Origin of the sequence: Micrococcus sp. M4NT (assembly GCF_033790745.1) — a bacterium.
Lineage (GTDB): Bacteria > Actinomycetota > Actinomycetes > Actinomycetales > Micrococcaceae > Micrococcus.
The window spans coordinates 173,200-190,763 of record NZ_JAMYEH010000002.1 but is presented as its reverse complement, the minus strand read 5'-3'; the positions used below and the strand labels follow the sequence as shown (position 1 = coordinate 190,763).

Here is a 17,564-nt window from a genome sequence, read left to right as displayed (position 1 = left end):
TGCGGTGGAGGTCGGTCGGGCTGTGCTCAGCGGTGGGCGTCGAGGCCGGCGCGCACGGAGTCGAGCAGCTCGGCCCACGCGGACTCGAACTTCTGCAGGCCCTCGGCCTCCAGCTGCTCGACGACCTCGGTGTAGGAGACGCCCGCGGCGCCGATCGCGTCGAGGTCGGCCTCGGCCTGGGCGTCGGCGCGGGTGACGGTGTCACCCGTGACCTCGCCGTGGTCCGCGAAGGCCTCGAGGGTCTTCTCCGGCATGGTGTTCACGGTGCGGGGGGCCACGAGGCCGGCGACGTACAGGGTGTCCGGCAGGGCGGGGTCCTTCACGCCGGTGGACGCCCACAGGGGGCGCTGCACGGGGGCGCCGGCGGCCTCGAGGAGACGCCACCGCTCCGTGTCGAGGGCCTGCGTGAAGGCCCGGTACGCGAGGCGCGCGTTGGCGAGGCCGGCCCTGCCGGTCAGGCCGTCGGCGTCGCCACGGCCGCCCGCGCGCAGGCGCGCGTCCACCTCGGTGTCCACGCGGGAGACGAAGAAGGAGGCCACGGAGTGGATGCGGGAGAGGTCGTGGCCGTTCTCCCGGGCCTGCTCGAGGCCCGACTGCCACGCGTTGAGCACCTCGCGGTAGCGGGGCAGGGAGAAGATGAGCGTCACGTTCACGCTGATGCCCTCGGCGAGCACCGCGGAGATGGCCGGCAGGCCCTCCACCGTGGCGGGGATCTTCACCATGAGGTTCGGGCGGTCCACGACGGCGGCCAGCTCGCGGGCCTGCGCGATCGTCCCGTCGGTGTCCCGCGCGAGGCGGGGGTCCACCTCGATGGACACGAAGCCGTCCGCTCCACCCGTCGCCTCGTGCACGGGCGCAAGGACGTCTGCGGCGCGTCGCACGTCCGTCGTCGTCAGCGCCGTGACGGCGTCGTCGACGGTGGCACCGGCCGCGGCGAGCTCGGCCAGCTGCGCCTCGTAGGCGTCCGCGTCCTTCAGGGCAAGGGCGAAGATGGAGGGGTTCGTCGTCACGCCGGTCACGGAGCGGGTCGCGATCAGCTCCTCGAGCGTGCCCGAGTCCAGGCGCGTGCGGGAGAGGTCGTCCAGCCACAGGGACACGCCGGCCTCGGCGAGGGCGGCGGTGCGGGGGTTCTTCTCGGTCATGGGAGGCGCCCTTCGTTCGGTTCAGAGCAGGCCGCGGGCCGTGGCCGCGACGTTCTCGGGGGTGAAGCCGTACTCGGCGAGGAGGAGGGGCCCGTCGGCCGACTCGCCGTAGTGCTCGAGGCTCACGCGGGCCCCGCGGGATCCGGCGGTGACGGTGTGCTCGAACCACGGCTGGGCGATCCCGGCCTCCACGGAGACGCGGACGGGCGCATCCGGGCCGTCGGGGAGGACCTCGGCCCGGTAGGCCTCGTCCTGCTCCGCGAACCACTCGAGGCACGGGGCGGAGACCACGCGGGTGGGCACGCCGTCGGCCTGCAGCAGGCCCCGCGCGCCCAGCGCCACCGGCACCTCGGAGCCGGTGGCGATCAGCAGGACGCGCGGCGCGGCGGGGGAGCCGTCCGGGCCGGCCGCCTCCGCGAGCACATAGGCCCCGCGGGCGGTGCCGGAGGCCGCGGCGAGCGCGCCCTCCCCACGGTCGAGCACGGGGACGTTCTGCCGGGTGAGCACGAGGCCCGTGGGGCGCGTGCGGCGCTCGAGCACGGTGCGCCACGCCCACGCGGTCTCGTTCGCGTCGGCGGGGCGCACGACGTCGAGGCCCGGGATCGCGCGCAGCGCGGCGAGGTGCTCCACGGGCTGGTGGGTCGGCCCGTCCTCGCCGAGACCGACCGAGTCGTGCGTCCACACGTAGATGCTCGGCACGCCCATGAGGGCCGCGAGGCGGACGGCGGCGCGCTGGTAGTCGGCGAACTGGAGGAACGTGCCGGCGTACGCACGGGTCAGCCCGCCGATCGTGATGCCGTTGACGATCGCGCCCGCCGCGAACTCGCGGATGCCGAAGTGCAGGGTGCGGCCGTACGGGTCGCCCTGCCACGTGCTCGTGGAGCGGCGTGCGGGGACGAAGGAGGGCTCGCCCTTCATGGTGGTGTTGTTCGAGCCGGCGAGGTCGGCGGAGCCGCCCCACAGCTCGGGCATCACGGGGGCGAGGGCGGTCAGGACCTCGCCGGAGGCGGCGCGCGTGGCGATGCCTTTTGCATCGGCGTCCCAGGTGGGGAACGCCTCGGCGAAGCCCTCGGGCAGATCGCCGGCGGTCAGCCGGGCGAAGAGGCGGGCGCGCTCCGGGTTCGCCTCCCGCCACGCGGCGAGGGCCTCCTCCCACTGCGCGCGGTAGGCCTTCGAGCGCTCGCCCACGGCGCGGGCGTGCTCCAGGAGGCCCGGCTCCACCGCGAAGTGCTCCTCGACGTCGAAGCCGAGGTGCGCCTTGAGCTCACGGACCTCGTCCTCGCCGAGCTTCGCGCCGTGGATGCCGCCGGTGTTCTGCTTCGTGGGGGAGGGCCAGCCGATCACGGTGCGCAGCTTGATCAGGGAGGGGCGCCCGGTCTCGGCCTTCGCCGCGGCGAGGGCCTCGTAGAGCCGCTCGACGTCCTCCGTGTACTCGGAGACGTCGTGCCCCTGGGCGCCGTTGGTCCAGTCGACCTCCTGCACGTGCCAGCCGTAGGCCTCGTAGCGGGCGGCGACGTCCTCAGTGAAGGCGATGTCGGTGTCGTCCTCGATGGAGATGCGGTTCGCGTCGTAGACGACCACGAGGTTCCCGAGCTCCTGATGACCGGCGAGCGAGCACGCCTCGGCGGTCACGCCCTCCTGGACGTCGCCGTCCGAGGCGATCACGAAGACGTGGTGGTCGAAGGGCGAGGTCCCGGGGGCGGCGTCGGGGTCCAGCAGGCCGCGCACCCGCCGCTGGTCGTACGCGAAGCCGACCGCGGAGGCCAGGCCCTGGCCGAGCGGGCCCGTCGTCATCTCCACGCCGGGCGTGTGGCGGTACTCCGGGTGGCCGGGGGTCAGGGATCCGCGGGTGCGCAGGGCCTCGAGGTCCTCGACCTCGAGGCCGTACCCGGCGGCGAAGAGCTGCAGGTAGAGGACGAGGGAGGCGTGGCCCGCCGAGAGGATGAACCGGTCTCGGCCGGCCCAGCGGTCGTCGGCCGGGTCCAGGTGCATGACGTTCTGGAAGAGCTGCCACGCCACCGGCGCGAGCGAGATCGCGGTGCCGGGGTGGCCGTGGCCCGCACGCTCCACCGCGTCCACGGCGAGGACTTTGAGCGTGTCCACCATGCGGCGGTCGGCGTCGTCGTACACGAACTCCCGCGCGGGCGGCACGCGGTCCAGGGCGGGGATGGGCCCGGCGGCGGGGGACGGGGCGTCGGTCACGGGACTGCTCCTGGCATGTGGGGGACATCGGGGCGCGCCGTCGGGGTCGCTCCCGAAGGGCGGCGTCCCCGCCAGCCTAGCCCGCGGACCCCCGGCCGGTCCCGGAGTGACGCCCGCCTCCCCGGGCGCGCCGCGGGGCCCGCGGGTAGGATGGAGCAGGGCCCCGTGCAGGGCGTGGAGGTTTCCCCGCGCCCCGCCCCCGGCCTGACCCCGTCCCCTCACCGTGAGAAGCAGATGTCATCCTCCGTGGAGTCGCACTCCCCAGCACCCGCCGCCGACGTCCGGTCGGCCACCGCGCCCGAGCGGCCGCCGGTCCCCCTGGGCCGGAAGCTGCGCGCCTACCTGGAGCTCACCAAGCCCCAGGTGATCGAGCTCCTGCTGGTGACCACGCTCCCCACCATGATCTTCGCCCAGCGCGGATTCCCGGACCTCACCACCATGATCGCCACCCTCGTGGGCGGTGCCATGGCGGCCGGCGCCTCCGGCGCGTTCAACTGCTACATCGACCGGGACATCGACCGGATCATGAAGCGCACCGAGCGCCGGCCCCTCGTCACGGGCGAGCTCACCCCGCGGGAGGCCCTGGTGTTCTCGTGGACCCTCGCTGTCCTCTCCGTGCTGGTCCTCGGCTTCGGCGCCAACTGGCTGGCGGCGGGCCTGGGCGTGGCCGCCATCTTCTTCTACGTGGTGGTCTACACGCTGATCCTCAAGCGCCGCACGGAGCAGAACATCGTGTGGGGCGGGATCGCCGGCTGCTTCCCCGTGCTGATCGGCTGGGCCGCGGTCCGCGGCACGGTCGAGTGGCCCGCCCTCGTGCTCTTCACCGTGATCTTCCTGTGGACCCCGCCGCACTACTGGCCCCTGTCCATGAAGTACAAGCGGGACTACCAGGAGGCGGACGTCCCCATGCTCGGGGCCGTCGCCTCGGCGCGTCTCGTGTCCAACCAGGTGGTGCTCTACGCGTGGGCCACCGTGGTGTGCTCGCTGCTGCTGGTGCCCATGGGCTGGGCCGGCATCGTGTACACGGCCGTGGCGCTCGGCGTCGGCGGCTGGTTCGTGTGGGAGGCCCACGTCCTCCAGCGCCGCGCGCAGCGCGAGGACTTCGACGACCGCAAGGCCATGAAGGTCTTCCACCTCTCCATCACGTACCTGACGCTGCTGTTCGTGGCTCTGGCCATCGACCCGTTCGTGGGCGTGCCGCTCATGCGCTTCGGCGCCTGAACCGGCCCTCGGCCCCGTCACGACGACGGCCCCGCATCCTCCGGCCGGAGGATGCGGGGCCGTTCTGCGTCTCCGGCGCGGGTTTTCAGTGCCCCGGCGTGACGTGTCCGCTGGTCTGGCGCTGCCACGCCAGGGTGCCGGCGACGACGGCGACCGTGGCGCCGGCCAGGTGGGCCGCCACGACCCCGATGGGCAGCCCCGCGACGTGCTGCCAGTAGCCGAGGATCCCCTGGAGGACGACGGCCGCCAGCAGGAACCAGGCCGAGGACCGCTGGCCCGCGCCGGAGCCGCGCGTGCGGTGGATGAGCACCAGCAGCACCACCGTCGCGATGACCGTGAGGTAGACCGGCACGACGTGCAGGCGGGTGATCATGACGGCGTCGAAGCCGTGCCGGGCCGCCGCCGGGTCGCCGGAGTGCGGACCGGTGCCGGTCACGAGGGTGCCCAGGACGAGGGCGGCCCAGAGGGCGGCGTACGCGACCCGGGCGGCCAGGCGCGTGCCGGGGGTGGTGACGCCGTCCACGAGGGGTGCGCCCGCGCCGTGGCGGTGCGCCTCCCGCACCCGCAGCCACAGCATGGCCGCGAGGGCGATGAGCACCCCGGAGATGACGAAGTGGACGCCCACGATCCGGGGGTCCAGGTGCATCCACACGGTGATGCCCCCGATGACGGCCTGGAGCGCGATGCCCGCCAGGAGCAGGCACGCGAGCAGGAACGACGGGCGGTGCGTGCGGCGGAGGGGCCACAGCTGCACGATCATGAGCAGGGCGATGACCCCCAGGACGCCCGTGAGGGTCCGGTTGCCGAACTCGATGATGCCGTGGATGCCCATCTCCGGCGTGGTGGTGAGGGATTCGGGCGTGCACGTCGGCCACGTGGGGCAGCCCAGTCCGGAGCCGGTGAGCCGGACGGCCCCGCCCGTCACCACGATGACCATCTGGGAGATGAGGGAGGCGAGGGCGAGGGCCACAGTGGCGGCGGTGATGCGGGAGGGGTCCGCCGCGCCGGCGGCGCGGTGGGAGGAGGATGAAGCGGTCACGAGAACCGGTCCTTTGCGGGGTCGAGGGTGGGTCGGGGGAGCAGGGAGGGCGGTGCCGGGCCGTCAGGGGCGCCAGCGGAACCAGCGCAGGGCGGCCAGCGCGGCCGCCGCGGTCCACGCCACGAGGAGGACGAGGGGCAGCGGCTCCCACGCGCCGTCGAGCAGGGCGCCGCGCAGGGCCGCACCGAGGGCGCCCGAGGGCAGGAGCTCGAGCCAGCCCCACCGCGCGGGGAACACGGTGCCGCCGACCGCGCCGAACAGCACCCACAGCAGGTTGGCGGCGGCGAGGGTCGCCTCGGGGCGCGCCGTGCCCGCCAGGAGCAGGCCGAGGGCGGTGAACGCCACCGCGCCCAGCACGAGGGCGACGGCGGCGGGCAGGATCCCCGCCGGGTCCGGCCGCCAGCCCAGCGCGAGGCCGACGCCGCCGATCACCGCGGTCTGGACCACGAGCAGGACGGCGACGGACGCGGCCTTGCCGGCGACCAGCCCGAGCGTGCCGAGCGGCGTCGTGGCGAGCGCGGCGAGCACGTCGTAGCGGCGCTCGAAGCCCGTGGAGATCGCGGTCGCCGTGAAGGCCGAGCTGATGACGGCCAGCGCGAGGACGCCGGGGACGGCCACGTCCAGGCCGGAGCGGGAGGGCGCGTCCAGCAGACCGGTGGCGTGCACGCCGATCAGCGCGAGCAGCGGCAGGATCAGGGTGACCATCAGCTGCTCGCCGTTGCGCAGGGCCGTGCCGGTCTCGTAGGCGGCCTGGCGCGCCACGCGGGAGCCCAGGGGGGCGGCTCCGGCGTGGGGGGCGGCGGTGGGGGTGCTCATGCGGCGCTCTCCTGGAGGATGTGCTCGAGGCGCAGGCTCGCCCGGTCCCAGCGCGTGGGCAGCAGGCCGTGGGCCCGCCACGTGCCGGCGAGGGCCTCGAGGTCGGCGGGGGTGCGCACGCCCGTGACCCGGACGCTGGGGGAGTCGGGCAGCGGGCGGGCGGTGAAGGGGGCGCGCAGGGCCGCGGACCACGCGCGCACGTCGGCGGGCCGCGCCTGCGCGAACTCCACGTCCACGACGTCGCCGGCCTCCACGCGGGTCAGCTCGGCGAGGGAGCCGGCGCGCACCACGCGTCCGGCCCGGAGGATCGCCACGTCGTCGGCAAGGCGCTCGGCGTCGTCGAGGAGGTGGGTGGTCAGCAGCACCGCGGCGCCGCGCGCGGTCTGCTCGCGGATGACCTCGTGGACGACGGGGCGGGTCTCCGGGTCCAGCCCGGCCGTCGGCTCGTCCAGGAAGAGCATGTCCGGGCGGCCGACGAGGGCCGCGGCGAGCGCGACGCGCTGGCGCTGGCCGCCGGAGAGGCGGCGCAGGGAGCGGCCGGCGACCTTCGCGATCAGCAGGCGCTCGAGCAGCTCCTCCGGGTCCTCGGGGCAGCGGTAGAGCGAGGCCACGTGCGTGACGAACCGGCGCGCCGTCACCGAGGGCGGCAGCCCGCCCTCCTGCCACATGACGCCGATGCGGGCGCGCAGGTCCGCGGATGCGCGCCAGGGGTCGCGCCCGAAGACGCGGACCGTGCCGGCGTCCGGACGGTCCGTGCCGTGGCACAGGCCCAGCGTCGTGGACTTGCCCGCGCCGTTGGGGCCGAGCAGGACGGTCACGGCCCCGGCGCGGGCGGTGAGGTCCACCCCGCGCAGCACGGGCGTGCGGGCGCGCCCGCGGCCCAGGCTCCGGTGGGCGTCCCGCAGGCTCAGCGCCGGCACGGGTGCGTCGGTGTGGGCGTCGTCGGGGGAGGTGGGGGGCACCGGTCCAGTCTAGTCGGGCGGGCCGGCGGTGCCCGGTGCCGCGGGCGGGGCGTCCCGGGTGACGCGGGACACCGGTGCCGAGAGCGGACAAAGGGCCCCCTCACTTGAACGGTTCCAGATCATTACGTCATCATGGACTGGTGTATTCCGAACGGCCCGTCCCCGCGCATGACGCCGCGCCCGCCCCGGCACCCGCCGAGGGCACGCGCGAGCGCGTCCTGCAGCTGGTCCTCACTCGCGGGCCGGTGAGCGCGGCCGAGATCGGCCGGGAGCTGGAGCTCACCGCCGCGGCCGTGCGCCGCCACCTCGACGCCCTCGAGGAGGAGTCCCTCGTGGCCGTGAAGCTCGTCAGCGCCGCCCGCGGAGCGGGCCGCCCCTCCCGCCGGTACGTGGTGACGCAGCACGCCCAGCGCCGTCTCGGCGACGACCACCTCTCGGTCGCCGTCGACGCGATCGACCGCCTCGCGGAGCTCGGCGGCGAGGGCGAGGTCCGCCGCCTCGCGCGCGGGGCCTTCCGCGACGTCGAGCGGAGGTTCGACGCCGCCGTCGCCGGCGTGGACCTGCCGCTGGAGGAGCGGACCGCCGTGCTCGCCAGGGTGCTCGACGCCGCCGGATTCGCCGGCACGCTGCGCCACCTGGGCGAGGGGCTGGCCCCCACCCTGCGGGCCGACCAGGTGTGCCAGGGCCACTGCCCCCTGCAGGGCCTGCCGGCCCGCTACCCGGAGTTCTGCGAGGAGGAGGCCGCCCTGTTCGCGCGCCTGCTCGGCGTCGACGTGCGCCGGCTCTCCACCCTCGCCACCGGCGGGCACGTGTGCACCACGCACGTGCCCCTGGGCCGCACGTGAGGCCGCCCGCCGGCCCCGAGAAGACCACCCGACCGTCCGACCACCCCGAACACCGCAACGAGAGAGGCTGAGATGACAGACCAGATCGTCCAGCGGGAGACCACGGAGACCGCCGATCCCGGCGTGATCGCCGAGATCCTCGAGAAGAACCCCGAGTTGAACGCCATCGGCGCCTACCAGTACGGCTGGGCCGACTCCGACGCGGCCGGCGAGAAGGCCGTGCGCGGCCTGAACGAGGACGTCGTGCGCGACATCTCCGCCAAGAAGTCCGAGCCGCAGTGGATGCTCGACCTGCGCCTCAAGGGCCTGAAGTACTTCGAGCGCAAGCCGATGCCCGCGTGGGGCCCGGACCTCACCGGCATCGACTTCGACAACATCAAGTACTTCGTGCGCTCCACCGAGGGCCAGGCGAAGTCCTGGGAGGACCTGCCCGAGGACATCCGCAACACGTACGAGCGCCTCGGCATCCCCGAGGCGGAGCGCGACCGCCTCGTGGCGGGCGTCGCCGCCCAGTACGAGTCCGAGGTCGTCTACCACCAGATCCGCGAGGACCTCGAGGCCCAGGGCGTGCTGTTCCTCGACACCGACACGGCCCTCAAGGAGCACCCGGAGGTGTTCGAGGAGTACTTCGGCACCGTGATCCCGGTGGGCGACAACAAGTTCGCCTCCCTGAACACGTCCGTGTGGTCCGGCGGCTCCTTCGTGTACGTGCCCAAGGGCGTGCACGTGGACATCCCGCTGCAGGCCTACTTCCGCATCAACACGGAGAACATGGGCCAGTTCGAGCGCACGCTGATCATCGCGGACGAGGACTCCTACGTGCACTACATCGAGGGCTGCACCGCCCCGATGTACAAGTCGGACTCCCTGCACTCCGCCGTGGTGGAGATCGTGGTGAAGAAGAACGCCCGCGTGCGCTACACCACCATCCAGAACTGGTCCACCAACGTGTACAACCTGGTGACCAAGCGTGCCGTGGTCGAGGCCGGCGGCACGATGGAGTGGGTCGACGGCAACATCGGCTCGAAGGTCACCATGAAGTACCCCGCGGTGTACCTCACGGGTGAGCACGCCACCGGCGAGACGCTCTCCGTGGCCTTCGCCGGCGCCGACCAGCACCAGGACACGGGCTCGAAGATGGTGCACATGGCCCCCAACACCTCCAGCTCGATCGTCTCGAAGTCGATCGCCCGCAACGGCGGCCGGGCCGCCTACCGCGGGCTCGTGCAGGTGGACGAGGGCGCCAAGGGCGCCGCGAACTCGGTGGTGTGCGACGCGCTGCTCGTGGACACGGTCTCCCGCTCGGACACCTACCCGTACATCGACATCCGCGAGGACGACGTGACCCTCGGCCACGAGGCCACGGTGTCCCGCGTCTCGGAGGAGCAGCTCTTCTACCTCCAGAGCCGCGGCCTCTCCGAGAGCGAGGCCATGGCGATGATCGTGCGCGGCTTCATCGAGCCGATCGCGCGCGAGCTGCCGATGGAGTACGCCCTCGAGCTGAACAAGCTGATCGAACTGCAGATGGAAGGGTCGGTGGGCTGAGTGGCCGAGACCATGGATGTGACCGAGCGCAATCTCATTCCGGGCATGGGGGAGGAGGGCGAGAAGCTCGCCGTCACCCAGGAGGCCCCGAAGGCCGCGGCGCAGCCGCGCCGCACCGGCGGCTCCCGCGCGGACCGCGTGAGCTCGTACGAGCTCGCCGACTTCCCGGTGCTCACCGGGCGCGAGGAGGACTGGCGGTTCACCCCGCTCAAGCGCCTGGGCGGGCTGCACCTGCCCGGCGGCGACGACGCGCGCCTCACCGGCGCGGCACCGACCGTGACCGTGTCCGAGCACGAGGGCGTCTCCGTGGAGACCGTCTCGCGCGAGGACGCGCGCGTCGGCTCCGTGCTGACGCCGGACGACCGCGTCTCCGCCGCGGCGTGGGCCTCGACCTCCGAGGCCGTCGTCGTGACGGTCGCGGCGGGAGCCGAGGTCGCCGAGCCGATCCGGATCGAGGTGACCGGCGCGGGCCCCCAGGCCGCCGCCGCGCACCTGACGGTCATCGTCGAGGAGAACGCCCAGGCCGACGTCGTGATCCGCCACCGCGGCTCCGCCGTGCTGGCCCAGAACGTCGAGTTCGACGTGCGCCGGGACGCCCGCCTCAACGCGGTCTCCCTGCAGGCGTGGGAGGAGGGCGCCGTGCACGTGTCCGCGCAGCAGGCCTCCGTGGCCACGGGCGCGCACCTCACGCACGTGACCGTCTCCCACGGCGGCTCGCTGGTGCGCCTCACCCCGACCGCGCGCTTCTCCGCCGAGCGCGGCGAGGCCCGCCTCTACGGCCTCTACTTCGCCGACGCCGGCCAGCACCTCGAGAGCCGCCTGTTCGTGGACCACAACCAGCCGAACTGTGTCTCGGACGTGCTCTACAAGGGCGCGCTGCAGGGCGCCGACGCGCGCACCGTGTGGGTGGGCGACGTGCTGATCCGCAAGGAGGCCGAGGGCACGGACACGTACGAGAAGAACCAGAACCTGCTGCTCACCGACGGCGCCCGCGCCGACTCGGTGCCGAACCTCGAGATCGAGACCGGCGTCATCGAGGGGGCGGGCCATGCGTCCGCCACCGGACGGTTCGACGAGACCCAGCTGTTCTACCTCATGGCCCGCGGCATCCCGGAGTCGGAGGCGCGCCGCCTGATCGTGCGCGGCTTCCTCAACGAGATCATCCAGAAGATCGGCATCGCCGACGTCGAGGACGAGCTCACCACCGTCATGGAGGACGAGCTGCGCATCGCCGCGCTCTGAGCCCACCTCCCGCTCACCCCACCTTTTTCTTCCAAGGAGAACCGCACATGGCAACCCTGCAGATCACCGACCTGCACGTGCAGATCGAGACCGACAACGGCCCCAAGGAGATCCTCAAGGGCCTGAACCTCACCCTGAACACGGGCGAGACGCACGCCATCATGGGCCCCAACGGCTCCGGCAAGTCCACCCTGGCCTCCACCATCGCCGGCCACCCCCGCTACGAGGTGACCTCCGGGTCCATCACCCTGGACGGCGAGGACGTCCTGGAGATGGGCGTGGACGAGCGCGCGCAGGCGGGTCTCTTCCTGGCCATGCAGTACCCCGTGGAGATCCCGGGCGTGACCATGACCAACTTCCTGCGCACCGCCAAGACCGCGCTGGACGGGGAGGCGCCCTCGCTGCGCACGTGGACCAAGGACGTCAAGGGCGCCTTCGAGGCCCTCCAGATGGACCCGGCGTTCATGAACCGCAACGTCAACGAGGGCTTCTCGGGCGGCGAGAAGAAGCGCGCCGAGATCATGCAGCTCGAGCTCTTCAAGCCGAAGTTCGCGATCCTCGACGAGACCGACTCCGGCCTCGACGTGGACGCCCTGCGCATCGTCTCGGAGGGCGTGAACCGCGCCGCCGAGGCGAACGAGATGGGCACGCTGCTCATCACCCACTACACGCGCATCCTGAACTACATCAAGCCCCAGCACGTGCACGTGATGGTGGCCGGCCGCATCGCCGAGTCGGGCGGCCCCGAGCTCGCCGCGCAGCTCGAGGCCGAGGGTTACGCCCGCTTCGAGCAGGCCGCAGAGGTCTCGGCATGACCGAGGCCGCCGCGCAGACGCCCACGGAGGACGTCCGTGAGGCCCTCAAGGACGTCATCGACCCCGAGCTCGGGGTGAACGTGGTGGACCTGGGCCTGCTCTACGGCCTGCACTACGCCGAGGACGGCGCGCTGCTCGTGGACATGACCCTGACCACCGCCGCGTGCCCCCTCACCGAGGAGATCGAGGACCAGGTCTCGCGCGCCATCGGCACCATGGTGGACGAGTGGCGCCTGAACTGGGTCTGGATGCCGCCGTGGGGTCCCGAGCGGATCACCGAGGACGGCAAGGACCAGATGCGGGCCCTCGGCTTCAACATCTGACCCGGCCCCGGGCCCGCACCGAGGGCGGGCCCCCACCTCCGCGGGGAGGTGGGGGCCCGACGTCGTTCCGGGGAGACCGCGGGAGCGCCCTCAGATGTCCAGCGTGCTCGCGGTGAACGTGTTGCACTGCTGGATGTCCGGCTCGGCCTGGCGGCCGTTCTGGTAGCCGCGCATGAACCAGCCCATGCGCTGCTCCGAGGTGCCGTGCGTGAAGCTGTGCGGGTCGACGCGGCCGCGGGCCTGCTCCTGGATGTGATCGTCGCCCACGGAGGCCGCGGCGTCGATCGCCTGGCGCAGCTGCGCGTCCGAGATGGGCTGCAGGAACGGCTCCCCGGACTCCGGGTCCGTGGTCACCGTGCCGTGGCCGGCCCACATGCCGGCGAAGCAGTCGGCCTGGAGCTCGGCCTTCACCGAGCCCGAGGTGGCGCCCGTCGTGCCGTCCCGCGAGTACTCCAGGTAGCCGACCACGTTCTGCACGTGGTGGCCGTACTCGTGCGCGACGATGTACTCCTCGGCCAGGGGGCCGCCCTCGGCGCCGAAGTCGCGCTGGAGGGTGCCGAAGAAGGACGTGTCGAAGTACATGGACTCGTCGGAGGGGCAGTAGAACGGGCCGGTGTCCGAGGACGCGGCGCCGCAGCCGGTGTTCACCTGGCCGGAGAACAGGGTGAGCTTCGGCTCGCGCCAGTCGATGTTGGAGTACCGGCCGAGGTACCCGCCCCAGAACTGGTCGGCGGCCTCGGTGGTGGCGATCACGCGGCAGTCCACGTTGCGGTTCGCGTCGTCGCCGGTGCTGCACTCCGACGGGGAGACCGGCTGGTCCGTGCCCCCCGTGGTCTGCTGCTGGTACTGGCCCTGGCCGGAGGTGGCCGAGCCGGTGTCGATGCCGAGCTGGTCGGCCAGCCCGGGCGCGAAGATGGCCAGGAGCAGCGCCAGCAGGCCGCCGCCGCCGCCGATCGCGGCGCCCCGGCCGAGGCCCCCGCCGCCGCCGGAGGCGCGGCCCGCGTCGAGCTGCACGTTGGAGTTGAAGGTCATGAGGCCTGAGTCTAGACGGACTAGACTGGGGCGGCGCGGCCCCGGGCCCCTCGGCCCTTCGCGCGCCCTCGACCGGTCCGCTGCGGCCGCCCCCCACACCCCCAGGAGCTCCACCCCCTCATGCTCACCGTCACGGATCTCGAACTGCGCGTCGGCGCCCGCCTGCTCATGGACGAGGTGAACTTCCGCGTGGACAAGGGGGACAAGGTGGGCCTGGTGGGGCGCAACGGCGCCGGCAAGACCACCCTCACGAAGGTGCTCGCCGGCGGCGGACAGCCCGCCGGGGGGACCGTCACCCGCTCGGGTCGGATCGGCTACCTCCCGCAGGACCCCAAGGTGGAGGACATGGACCAGTCCGGCCGCGACCGGATCCTCTCCGCCCGGGACCTGGACCAGACCATCCGCCGCATGCGCGCCGCGGAGGAGGGGATGGCGGCGGACGACGACGCCGAGCGCGAGAGGGCCATGAACCGGTACTCGCGGCTCGAAGCGGAGTTCGCCGCCCGCGGCGGGTACGCGGCCGAGTCCGAGGCCGCCCGGATCACCTCGAACCTGGGCCTGCCGGACCGCGTCCTGGACCAGCCGCTGCACACGCTCTCCGGCGGCCAGCGCCGCCGCGTGGAGCTCGCCCGCATCCTCTTCTCGGACGCGGACATCATGCTCCTCGACGAGCCCACCAACCACCTGGACCACGACTCGATCGTGTGGCTGCGCGAATACCTCAAGACGTACTCCGGCGGCCTGCTGATGATCAGCCATGATGTGGAGCTCATGGAGATGACCGTGAACAAGGTCCTCTACCTCGACGCCAACCGCCAGGTGATCGACGTCTACAACATGTCCTGGAAGAACTACCTGGCCCAGCGCCAGCAGGACGAGTCCCGCCGCCGCCGGGAGTTCGCCAACGCGGAGAAGAAGGCCTCCGCGCTGATCTCCCAGGCGGAGAAGATGCGGGCCAAGGCCACGAAGGCCGTGGCCGCGCAGAACATGATCAAGCGCGCCGAGCGCCTCATGCGGGACGTCGAGGGCGAGCGCGCGCAGGACCGCGTGGCCGCCATCCGCTTCCCCTCGCCGCAGCCCTCGGGCAAGACGCCGCTGCGCGCGGAGAACCTCTCCAAGTCCTACGGATCGCTCGAGATCTTCACGGGCGTGGACCTGGCGATCGACCGCGGCTCCCGCGTGGTGATCCTGGGCTACAACGGCGCGGGCAAGACCACGCTGCTGCGCATGCTGGCCGGTGCCGAGACGCCGGACACGGGCGGCGTGGAGGCCGGGCACGGCCTCAAGCTCGGCTACTTCGCCCAGGAGCACGACACCCTCGACCAGGACGCCTCGGTGCTCGACAACATGCGCCACGCCGCGCCGCAGCTGGGGGACACCCAGGCGCGCACGCTGCTGGGCTCGTTCCTCTTCCAGGGCGACGACGTGGACAAGCCCGCGCGGGTGCTCTCCGGCGGCGAGAAGACCCGCCTGGCCCTGGCCACGCTCGTGGCGTCCTCCGCCAACGTCCTGCTGCTCGACGAGCCCACCAACAACCTCGACCCCGCCAGCCGCGAGGAGATCCTCAACGCGCTGCGCCGGTACGAGGGCGCCGTGGTGCTCGTGACCCACGACGAGGGTGCCGTCCAGGCGCTCGCCCCGGAGCGCGTGGTGCTGCTGCCGGACGGCGTCGAGGACCTCTGGAACGACGACTACCTGGACCTCATCACCCTGGCCTGAGCGGCCGGCCGGGGCCGCTCAGTCGAACAGCGCGTCCTCGGCCTGCTCGTCCGTGAGCCGTCCGTCCCGGCGGCGCCGCACGGGCTGGGGGCGCGGCGGGCGGCGGGCGGCGAACGTGCCGTCGTCGACGGCGTCCTCGAGGGCGTCCGCGCGGTCGTTGCGGGCGCGCATCCACGCCGAGTAGCCCCACACGCCGAAGCCCATGGCCGCGAAGAGGTACCACTGGATGGCGTAGGAGAGGTGCGGGCCCTCGTCGAGCGTGGGCTCCACGAGCCTCTGCGGCGCGGTCTCCGCGGCCGGGTCCTCGCTCACCATGATCCCGTACGCGGTGTCCGCCACGGGCTCGCCGACGACGCGGCCGATCTCCGGCAGGTCGATCGAGGCGACCTGCCCCTCGGGGGCGTCGCGGTCCAGGGTGGGCTCGCCGGGCTTGACGCGCACGACGGCGGACACCTCGCCCTCCGGCGGCGCCGGCACCACGTCGGGCCGTCCGGGGGTGTCGCCCACGGGCAGCCAGCCGCGGTCCACCACGACGACGACGCCCTCGTCCGTGCGGAACGGCACCAGCACCTCGTAGCCGGGGCGGCCGGCGCGGGGGCGGTTGCGGGCGATCAGCGTCTCCTCCACGAGGTACTCCCCGCTCAGGGTCACGGGCGTCCACTCGTCCTCGGCGTCGAAGTCCGTGAACATCCGCTCGGCCTCGGCGAACGGCACGGCGTCGTCGTCGTAGTTCTCCAGCACGCGGTTGACCTCGTGCATCTTCTGCACACGCCGGTCCCACTGCCACTGCGCGAGGTAGTGGCACGCGAACGCGAAGAGGACGCACACGAGGAGGCCGAGGATCCAGGGCCCCGTGGCGAGGAAGCCGAACCGCAGGCGGGGCAGGCGCTCCGTGGCCGTGTCCCCGGGGGGACGGCGGGAGCCGACGCGGGGGCCGGTGGCGGTGCTCATGCGGGGACCTCATCGTCGGGGTGGTCGGGGTGGTCGGGGGCCACGAGGGGCCGGACGCGGCGCAGGAAGCCGCGCGCCTCGAGGAAGTCCCCGAGGTGGGCGCGATGCTCGCGGCAGGCGAGCCACGTCTTGGTCCGCTCGGGAGCGTGCACGCGGGGGTTGTTCCACTCGAGCGCCCACACCGCGTCGGTGCGGCAGCCGCGGCGCGAGCACGGGTGCGGATCGCCGGGCCCGGCGGCCACGCCGGCGGGTCCCCCGACGGGCCCGGGCGTGGCGCCCGGAACGGAGCCCGGCGCGGGGGAGGACCCCGCGGCGAGGGCTCCGAGCAGGTCCATGCCGCCGAGCGGGCCCGCGGTGCTCATGCGCCCGCCTCCCCACCGGTCCGCGGCCCGGGCAGGGCCCGGCGCCGGTCGAGGACGGGGTCCGCCACGACGTCGCCCGTCAGGACCACGGGCTGCGGCGCCGCGGGGCCGGACTCCTCGGGGACGGGGAGGGCGGCGGCGCCCGAGTCCACGCGGCGCAGCGTGCCGGAGCGCTCGGGGCCGGCGTTGTTCACGGAGACCACTGCGATGTAGGGCAGGGCCACGGCGCCCAGGATGAGCGCGAGCTGGAGCCAGCCGTGCGTGAAGAGGGCGGCCACGAAGCACAGCGTGCGGACGCCCATCTGGAGGAGGTAGACGCGCATGCGGTGCGAGCGGTCCTCGCTGCGGGCCGGCGCGGCGGTGGTGACCCCCTGGACCGGGCGGGTGGTCATGGCGTCACCTCCTGCACGGCGTCCGGGGGCGGGTCCCGGCACGACGGCACACGTAGAGTGGTGGTTCACGGCGGCGGGCGGGCGCTTCGCGTCCGCCTCGGACGGCTCTCAGAGCCGACCGCCGGTCGATGTCCTAGGTGAACGATCCTAGTCGCCCCCGCACAGAAGGTGGTCCCCATGGCCGAGCAGTCCCGTCCCACCGCAGCCGAGCCGGCCGCCCCCGGCGGGCGCAGCGTCCTCGTCACCGGCGGCAACCGCGGGATCGGCCTGGCCATCGCGCAGGCGTTCGCCGCGAACGGCGACCGCGTGGCCATCACGTCCCGCTCGGGCGAGGGCCCCGAGGGCGTCCTGCCGGTGCGGGCCGACGTGACGGACGCCTCGTCCGTGGACGCGGCGTTCCGGCAGGTCGAGGAGGCCCACGGCCCGGTCGAGGTGCTCGTGGCGAACGCCGGCATCACGAACGACCAGCTGCTGCTGCGCATGTCCGAGGAGGACTTCGCCTCGGTGGTGGACACGAACCTCACCGGCTCGTTCCGCGTGGTGCAGCGCGCCACGAAGGGCATGATGCGCCTCAAGCGCGGCCGGATCGTGCTGGTCTCCTCCGTGGTGGGCCTGCTCGGCTCCCCGGGCCAGGTCAACTACGCCGCCTCCAAGTCCGGCCTCGTGGGCATGGCGCGCTCCATCACCCGCGAGCTCGGCGCGCGGGGCGTGACGGCGAACGTGGTGGCCCCCGGCTACATCGACACGGAGATGACGCGTTCGCTGGACGAGGACCTCAAGGCCCAGTACAAGAAGTCCATCCCCGCGGGCCGCTTCGCCGACCCGGACGAGGTCGCCGGCGTCGTCCGGTGGCTCGCCTCGGAGGAGGCCTCCTACATCTCGGGCGCCGTCATCCCCGTGGACGGCGGCCTCGGCATGGGCCACTGACCCGCCCCCTCACCCTTCCCACCCCAGGC

The 17,564-nt window shown here is 73.4% G+C and carries 17 protein-coding genes; 8 read left to right on the top strand and 9 right to left on the bottom strand.

Going from position 1 to position 17,564, the window contains the following annotated elements:
- Positions 1–26: 26 nt before the first annotated feature.
- Together tal and tkt are read right to left on the bottom strand one after the other, a co-directional pair.
- Positions 27–1,142 (bottom strand): transaldolase, encoded by a 1,116-nt coding sequence (tal, locus tag NJC10_RS02340; protein ID WP_319074334.1) that lies wholly within the window; start codon positions 1,140–1,142, stop codon positions 27–29.
- Between the two features lie 21 nt (positions 1,143–1,163).
- Positions 1,164–3,248: a transketolase gene (gene tkt / locus NJC10_RS02335; protein ID WP_413466372.1), complete on the bottom strand. Its 2,085-nt coding sequence runs from the start codon at positions 3,246–3,248 to the stop codon at positions 1,164–1,166.
- A 330-nt stretch (positions 3,249–3,578) separates the two neighbouring features.
- On the opposite strand from tkt, the gene NJC10_RS02330 reads away from it, so the two are divergent.
- Entirely contained in the window at positions 3,579–4,565 is a 987-nt protein-coding gene (locus NJC10_RS02330; RefSeq protein WP_298710247.1) for a heme o synthase, read from the top strand.
- A gap of 85 nt (positions 4,566–4,650) precedes the next feature.
- Here NJC10_RS02330 and NJC10_RS02325 read toward each other — a convergent pair whose 3' ends face one another.
- The 3 genes from NJC10_RS02325 to NJC10_RS02315 all read right to left on the bottom strand — a co-directional run bounded on the left by NJC10_RS02325 (position 4,651) and on the right by NJC10_RS02315 (position 7,382).
- On the bottom strand, positions 4,651–5,604 hold the full coding sequence (locus tag NJC10_RS02325; RefSeq protein ID WP_319074331.1) for a COX15/CtaA family protein: 954 nt from the start codon (positions 5,602–5,604) through the stop codon (positions 4,651–4,653).
- A 63-nt stretch (positions 5,605–5,667) separates the two neighbouring features.
- Positions 5,668–6,420 carry an ABC transporter permease gene (locus NJC10_RS02320; protein WP_319074329.1) on the bottom strand — a complete coding sequence of 251 codons (753 nt, stop codon included), beginning with the start codon at positions 6,418–6,420 and terminating at the stop codon, positions 5,668–5,670.
- Entirely contained in the window at positions 6,417–7,382 is a 966-nt protein-coding gene (locus tag NJC10_RS02315; RefSeq protein WP_248117029.1) for an ABC transporter ATP-binding protein, read from the bottom strand. The genes NJC10_RS02320 and NJC10_RS02315 overlap by 4 nt, the downstream gene beginning before the upstream one ends.
- A gap of 140 nt (positions 7,383–7,522) precedes the next feature.
- Between NJC10_RS02315 and NJC10_RS02310 the strand changes: the two genes are divergently transcribed.
- The 5 genes from NJC10_RS02310 to NJC10_RS02290 all read left to right on the top strand — a co-directional run bounded on the left by NJC10_RS02310 (position 7,523) and on the right by NJC10_RS02290 (position 12,152).
- Positions 7,523–8,227, top strand: coding sequence for a helix-turn-helix transcriptional regulator (locus tag NJC10_RS02310; protein ID WP_319074328.1), 705 nt, complete (start codon positions 7,523–7,525; stop codon positions 8,225–8,227).
- 72 nt (positions 8,228–8,299) lie between these two features.
- Positions 8,300–9,772, top strand: a complete 1,473-nt coding sequence (gene sufB / locus NJC10_RS02305; RefSeq protein WP_248117034.1) for a Fe-S cluster assembly protein SufB — start codon at positions 8,300–8,302, stop codon at positions 9,770–9,772.
- A 12-nt stretch (positions 9,773–9,784) separates the two neighbouring features.
- Complete coding sequence (gene sufD, locus NJC10_RS02300) at positions 9,785–11,014, top strand: Fe-S cluster assembly protein SufD (RefSeq protein WP_413466371.1); 1,230 nt, start codon at positions 9,785–9,787, stop codon at positions 11,012–11,014.
- A gap of 47 nt (positions 11,015–11,061) precedes the next feature.
- Positions 11,062–11,829, top strand: coding sequence for a Fe-S cluster assembly ATPase SufC (sufC, locus tag NJC10_RS02295; RefSeq protein ID WP_248117039.1), 768 nt, complete (start codon positions 11,062–11,064; stop codon positions 11,827–11,829).
- Positions 11,826–12,152 carry a metal-sulfur cluster assembly factor gene (locus tag NJC10_RS02290; protein WP_248117041.1) on the top strand — a complete coding sequence of 109 codons (327 nt, stop codon included), beginning with the start codon at positions 11,826–11,828 and terminating at the stop codon, positions 12,150–12,152. Before sufC ends, NJC10_RS02290 begins: the two co-directional genes overlap by 4 nt.
- A gap of 90 nt (positions 12,153–12,242) precedes the next feature.
- On the opposite strand, the gene NJC10_RS02285 is transcribed toward NJC10_RS02290, so the two are convergent.
- On the bottom strand, positions 12,243–13,184 hold the full coding sequence (locus tag NJC10_RS02285; RefSeq protein ID WP_248117043.1) for a neutral zinc metallopeptidase: 942 nt from the start codon (positions 13,182–13,184) through the stop codon (positions 12,243–12,245).
- Between the two features lie 120 nt (positions 13,185–13,304).
- Here NJC10_RS02285 and NJC10_RS02280 point away from each other — a divergent pair, with 120 nt between their 5' ends.
- Positions 13,305–14,903, top strand: a complete 1,599-nt coding sequence (locus NJC10_RS02280) for an ABC-F family ATP-binding cassette domain-containing protein (protein ID WP_248117045.1) — start codon at positions 13,305–13,307, stop codon at positions 14,901–14,903.
- Between the two features lie 18 nt (positions 14,904–14,921).
- On the opposite strand, the gene NJC10_RS02275 is transcribed toward NJC10_RS02280, so the two are convergent.
- From NJC10_RS02275 to NJC10_RS02265, 3 genes are read right to left on the bottom strand one after another with little or no spacing between them, the layout of a single operon-like run.
- Positions 14,922–15,854, bottom strand: a complete 933-nt coding sequence (locus NJC10_RS02275) for an SURF1 family protein (RefSeq protein ID WP_319074324.1) — start codon at positions 15,852–15,854, stop codon at positions 14,922–14,924.
- On the bottom strand, positions 15,851–16,216 hold the full coding sequence (locus NJC10_RS02270; RefSeq protein WP_319074323.1) for a hypothetical protein: 366 nt from the start codon (positions 16,214–16,216) through the stop codon (positions 15,851–15,853). Before NJC10_RS02270 ends, NJC10_RS02275 begins: the two co-directional genes overlap by 4 nt.
- Positions 16,213–16,608 (bottom strand): DUF3099 domain-containing protein, encoded by a 396-nt coding sequence (locus NJC10_RS02265; RefSeq protein ID WP_298710897.1) that lies wholly within the window; start codon positions 16,606–16,608, stop codon positions 16,213–16,215. Before NJC10_RS02265 ends, NJC10_RS02270 begins: the two co-directional genes overlap by 4 nt.
- A 177-nt stretch (positions 16,609–16,785) precedes the next feature.
- Here NJC10_RS02265 and NJC10_RS02260 point away from each other — a divergent pair, with 177 nt between their 5' ends.
- Complete coding sequence (locus tag NJC10_RS02260; RefSeq protein ID WP_298710900.1) at positions 16,786–17,535, top strand: beta-ketoacyl-ACP reductase; 750 nt, start codon at positions 16,786–16,788, stop codon at positions 17,533–17,535.
- Positions 17,536–17,564: the final 29 nt, after the last annotated feature.

What these genes read in the sequence shown, in the direction of transcription:
- NJC10_RS02290 (WP_248117041.1), top strand. Translation starts at nt 11,826, where the DNA reads ATGACCGAGGCCGCCGCGCAGACGCCCACGGAGGACGTCCGTGAGGCC.
- NJC10_RS02280 (WP_248117045.1), top strand. Translation starts at nt 13,305, where the DNA reads ATGCTCACCGTCACGGATCTCGAACTGCGCGTCGGCGCCCGCCTGCTC.
- NJC10_RS02265 (WP_298710897.1), bottom strand. Translation starts at nt 16,608, where the DNA reads ATGACCACCCGCCCGGTCCAGGGGGTCACCACCGCCGCGCCGGCCCGC.
- NJC10_RS02260 (WP_298710900.1), top strand. Translation starts at nt 16,786, where the DNA reads ATGGCCGAGCAGTCCCGTCCCACCGCAGCCGAGCCGGCCGCCCCCGGC.
- NJC10_RS02320 (WP_319074329.1), bottom strand. Translation starts at nt 6,420, where the DNA reads ATGAGCACCCCCACCGCCGCCCCCCACGCCGGAGCCGCCCCCCTGGGC.
- sufD (WP_413466371.1), top strand. Translation starts at nt 9,785, where the DNA reads ATGGATGTGACCGAGCGCAATCTCATTCCGGGCATGGGGGAGGAGGGC.
- sufC (WP_248117039.1), top strand. Translation starts at nt 11,062, where the DNA reads ATGGCAACCCTGCAGATCACCGACCTGCACGTGCAGATCGAGACCGAC.
- sufB (WP_248117034.1), top strand. Translation starts at nt 8,300, where the DNA reads ATGACAGACCAGATCGTCCAGCGGGAGACCACGGAGACCGCCGATCCC.
- NJC10_RS02275 (WP_319074324.1), bottom strand. Translation starts at nt 15,854, where the DNA reads ATGAGCACCGCCACCGGCCCCCGCGTCGGCTCCCGCCGTCCCCCCGGG.
- tal (WP_319074334.1), bottom strand. Translation starts at nt 1,142, where the DNA reads ATGACCGAGAAGAACCCCCGCACCGCCGCCCTCGCCGAGGCCGGCGTG.
- tkt (WP_413466372.1), bottom strand. Translation starts at nt 3,248, where the DNA reads ATGGTGGACACGCTCAAAGTCCTCGCCGTGGACGCGGTGGAGCGTGCG.
- NJC10_RS02270 (WP_319074323.1), bottom strand. Translation starts at nt 16,216, where the DNA reads ATGAGCACCGCGGGCCCGCTCGGCGGCATGGACCTGCTCGGAGCCCTC.
- NJC10_RS02330 (WP_298710247.1), top strand. Translation starts at nt 3,579, where the DNA reads ATGTCATCCTCCGTGGAGTCGCACTCCCCAGCACCCGCCGCCGACGTC.
- NJC10_RS02285 (WP_248117043.1), bottom strand. Translation starts at nt 13,184, where the DNA reads ATGACCTTCAACTCCAACGTGCAGCTCGACGCGGGCCGCGCCTCCGGC.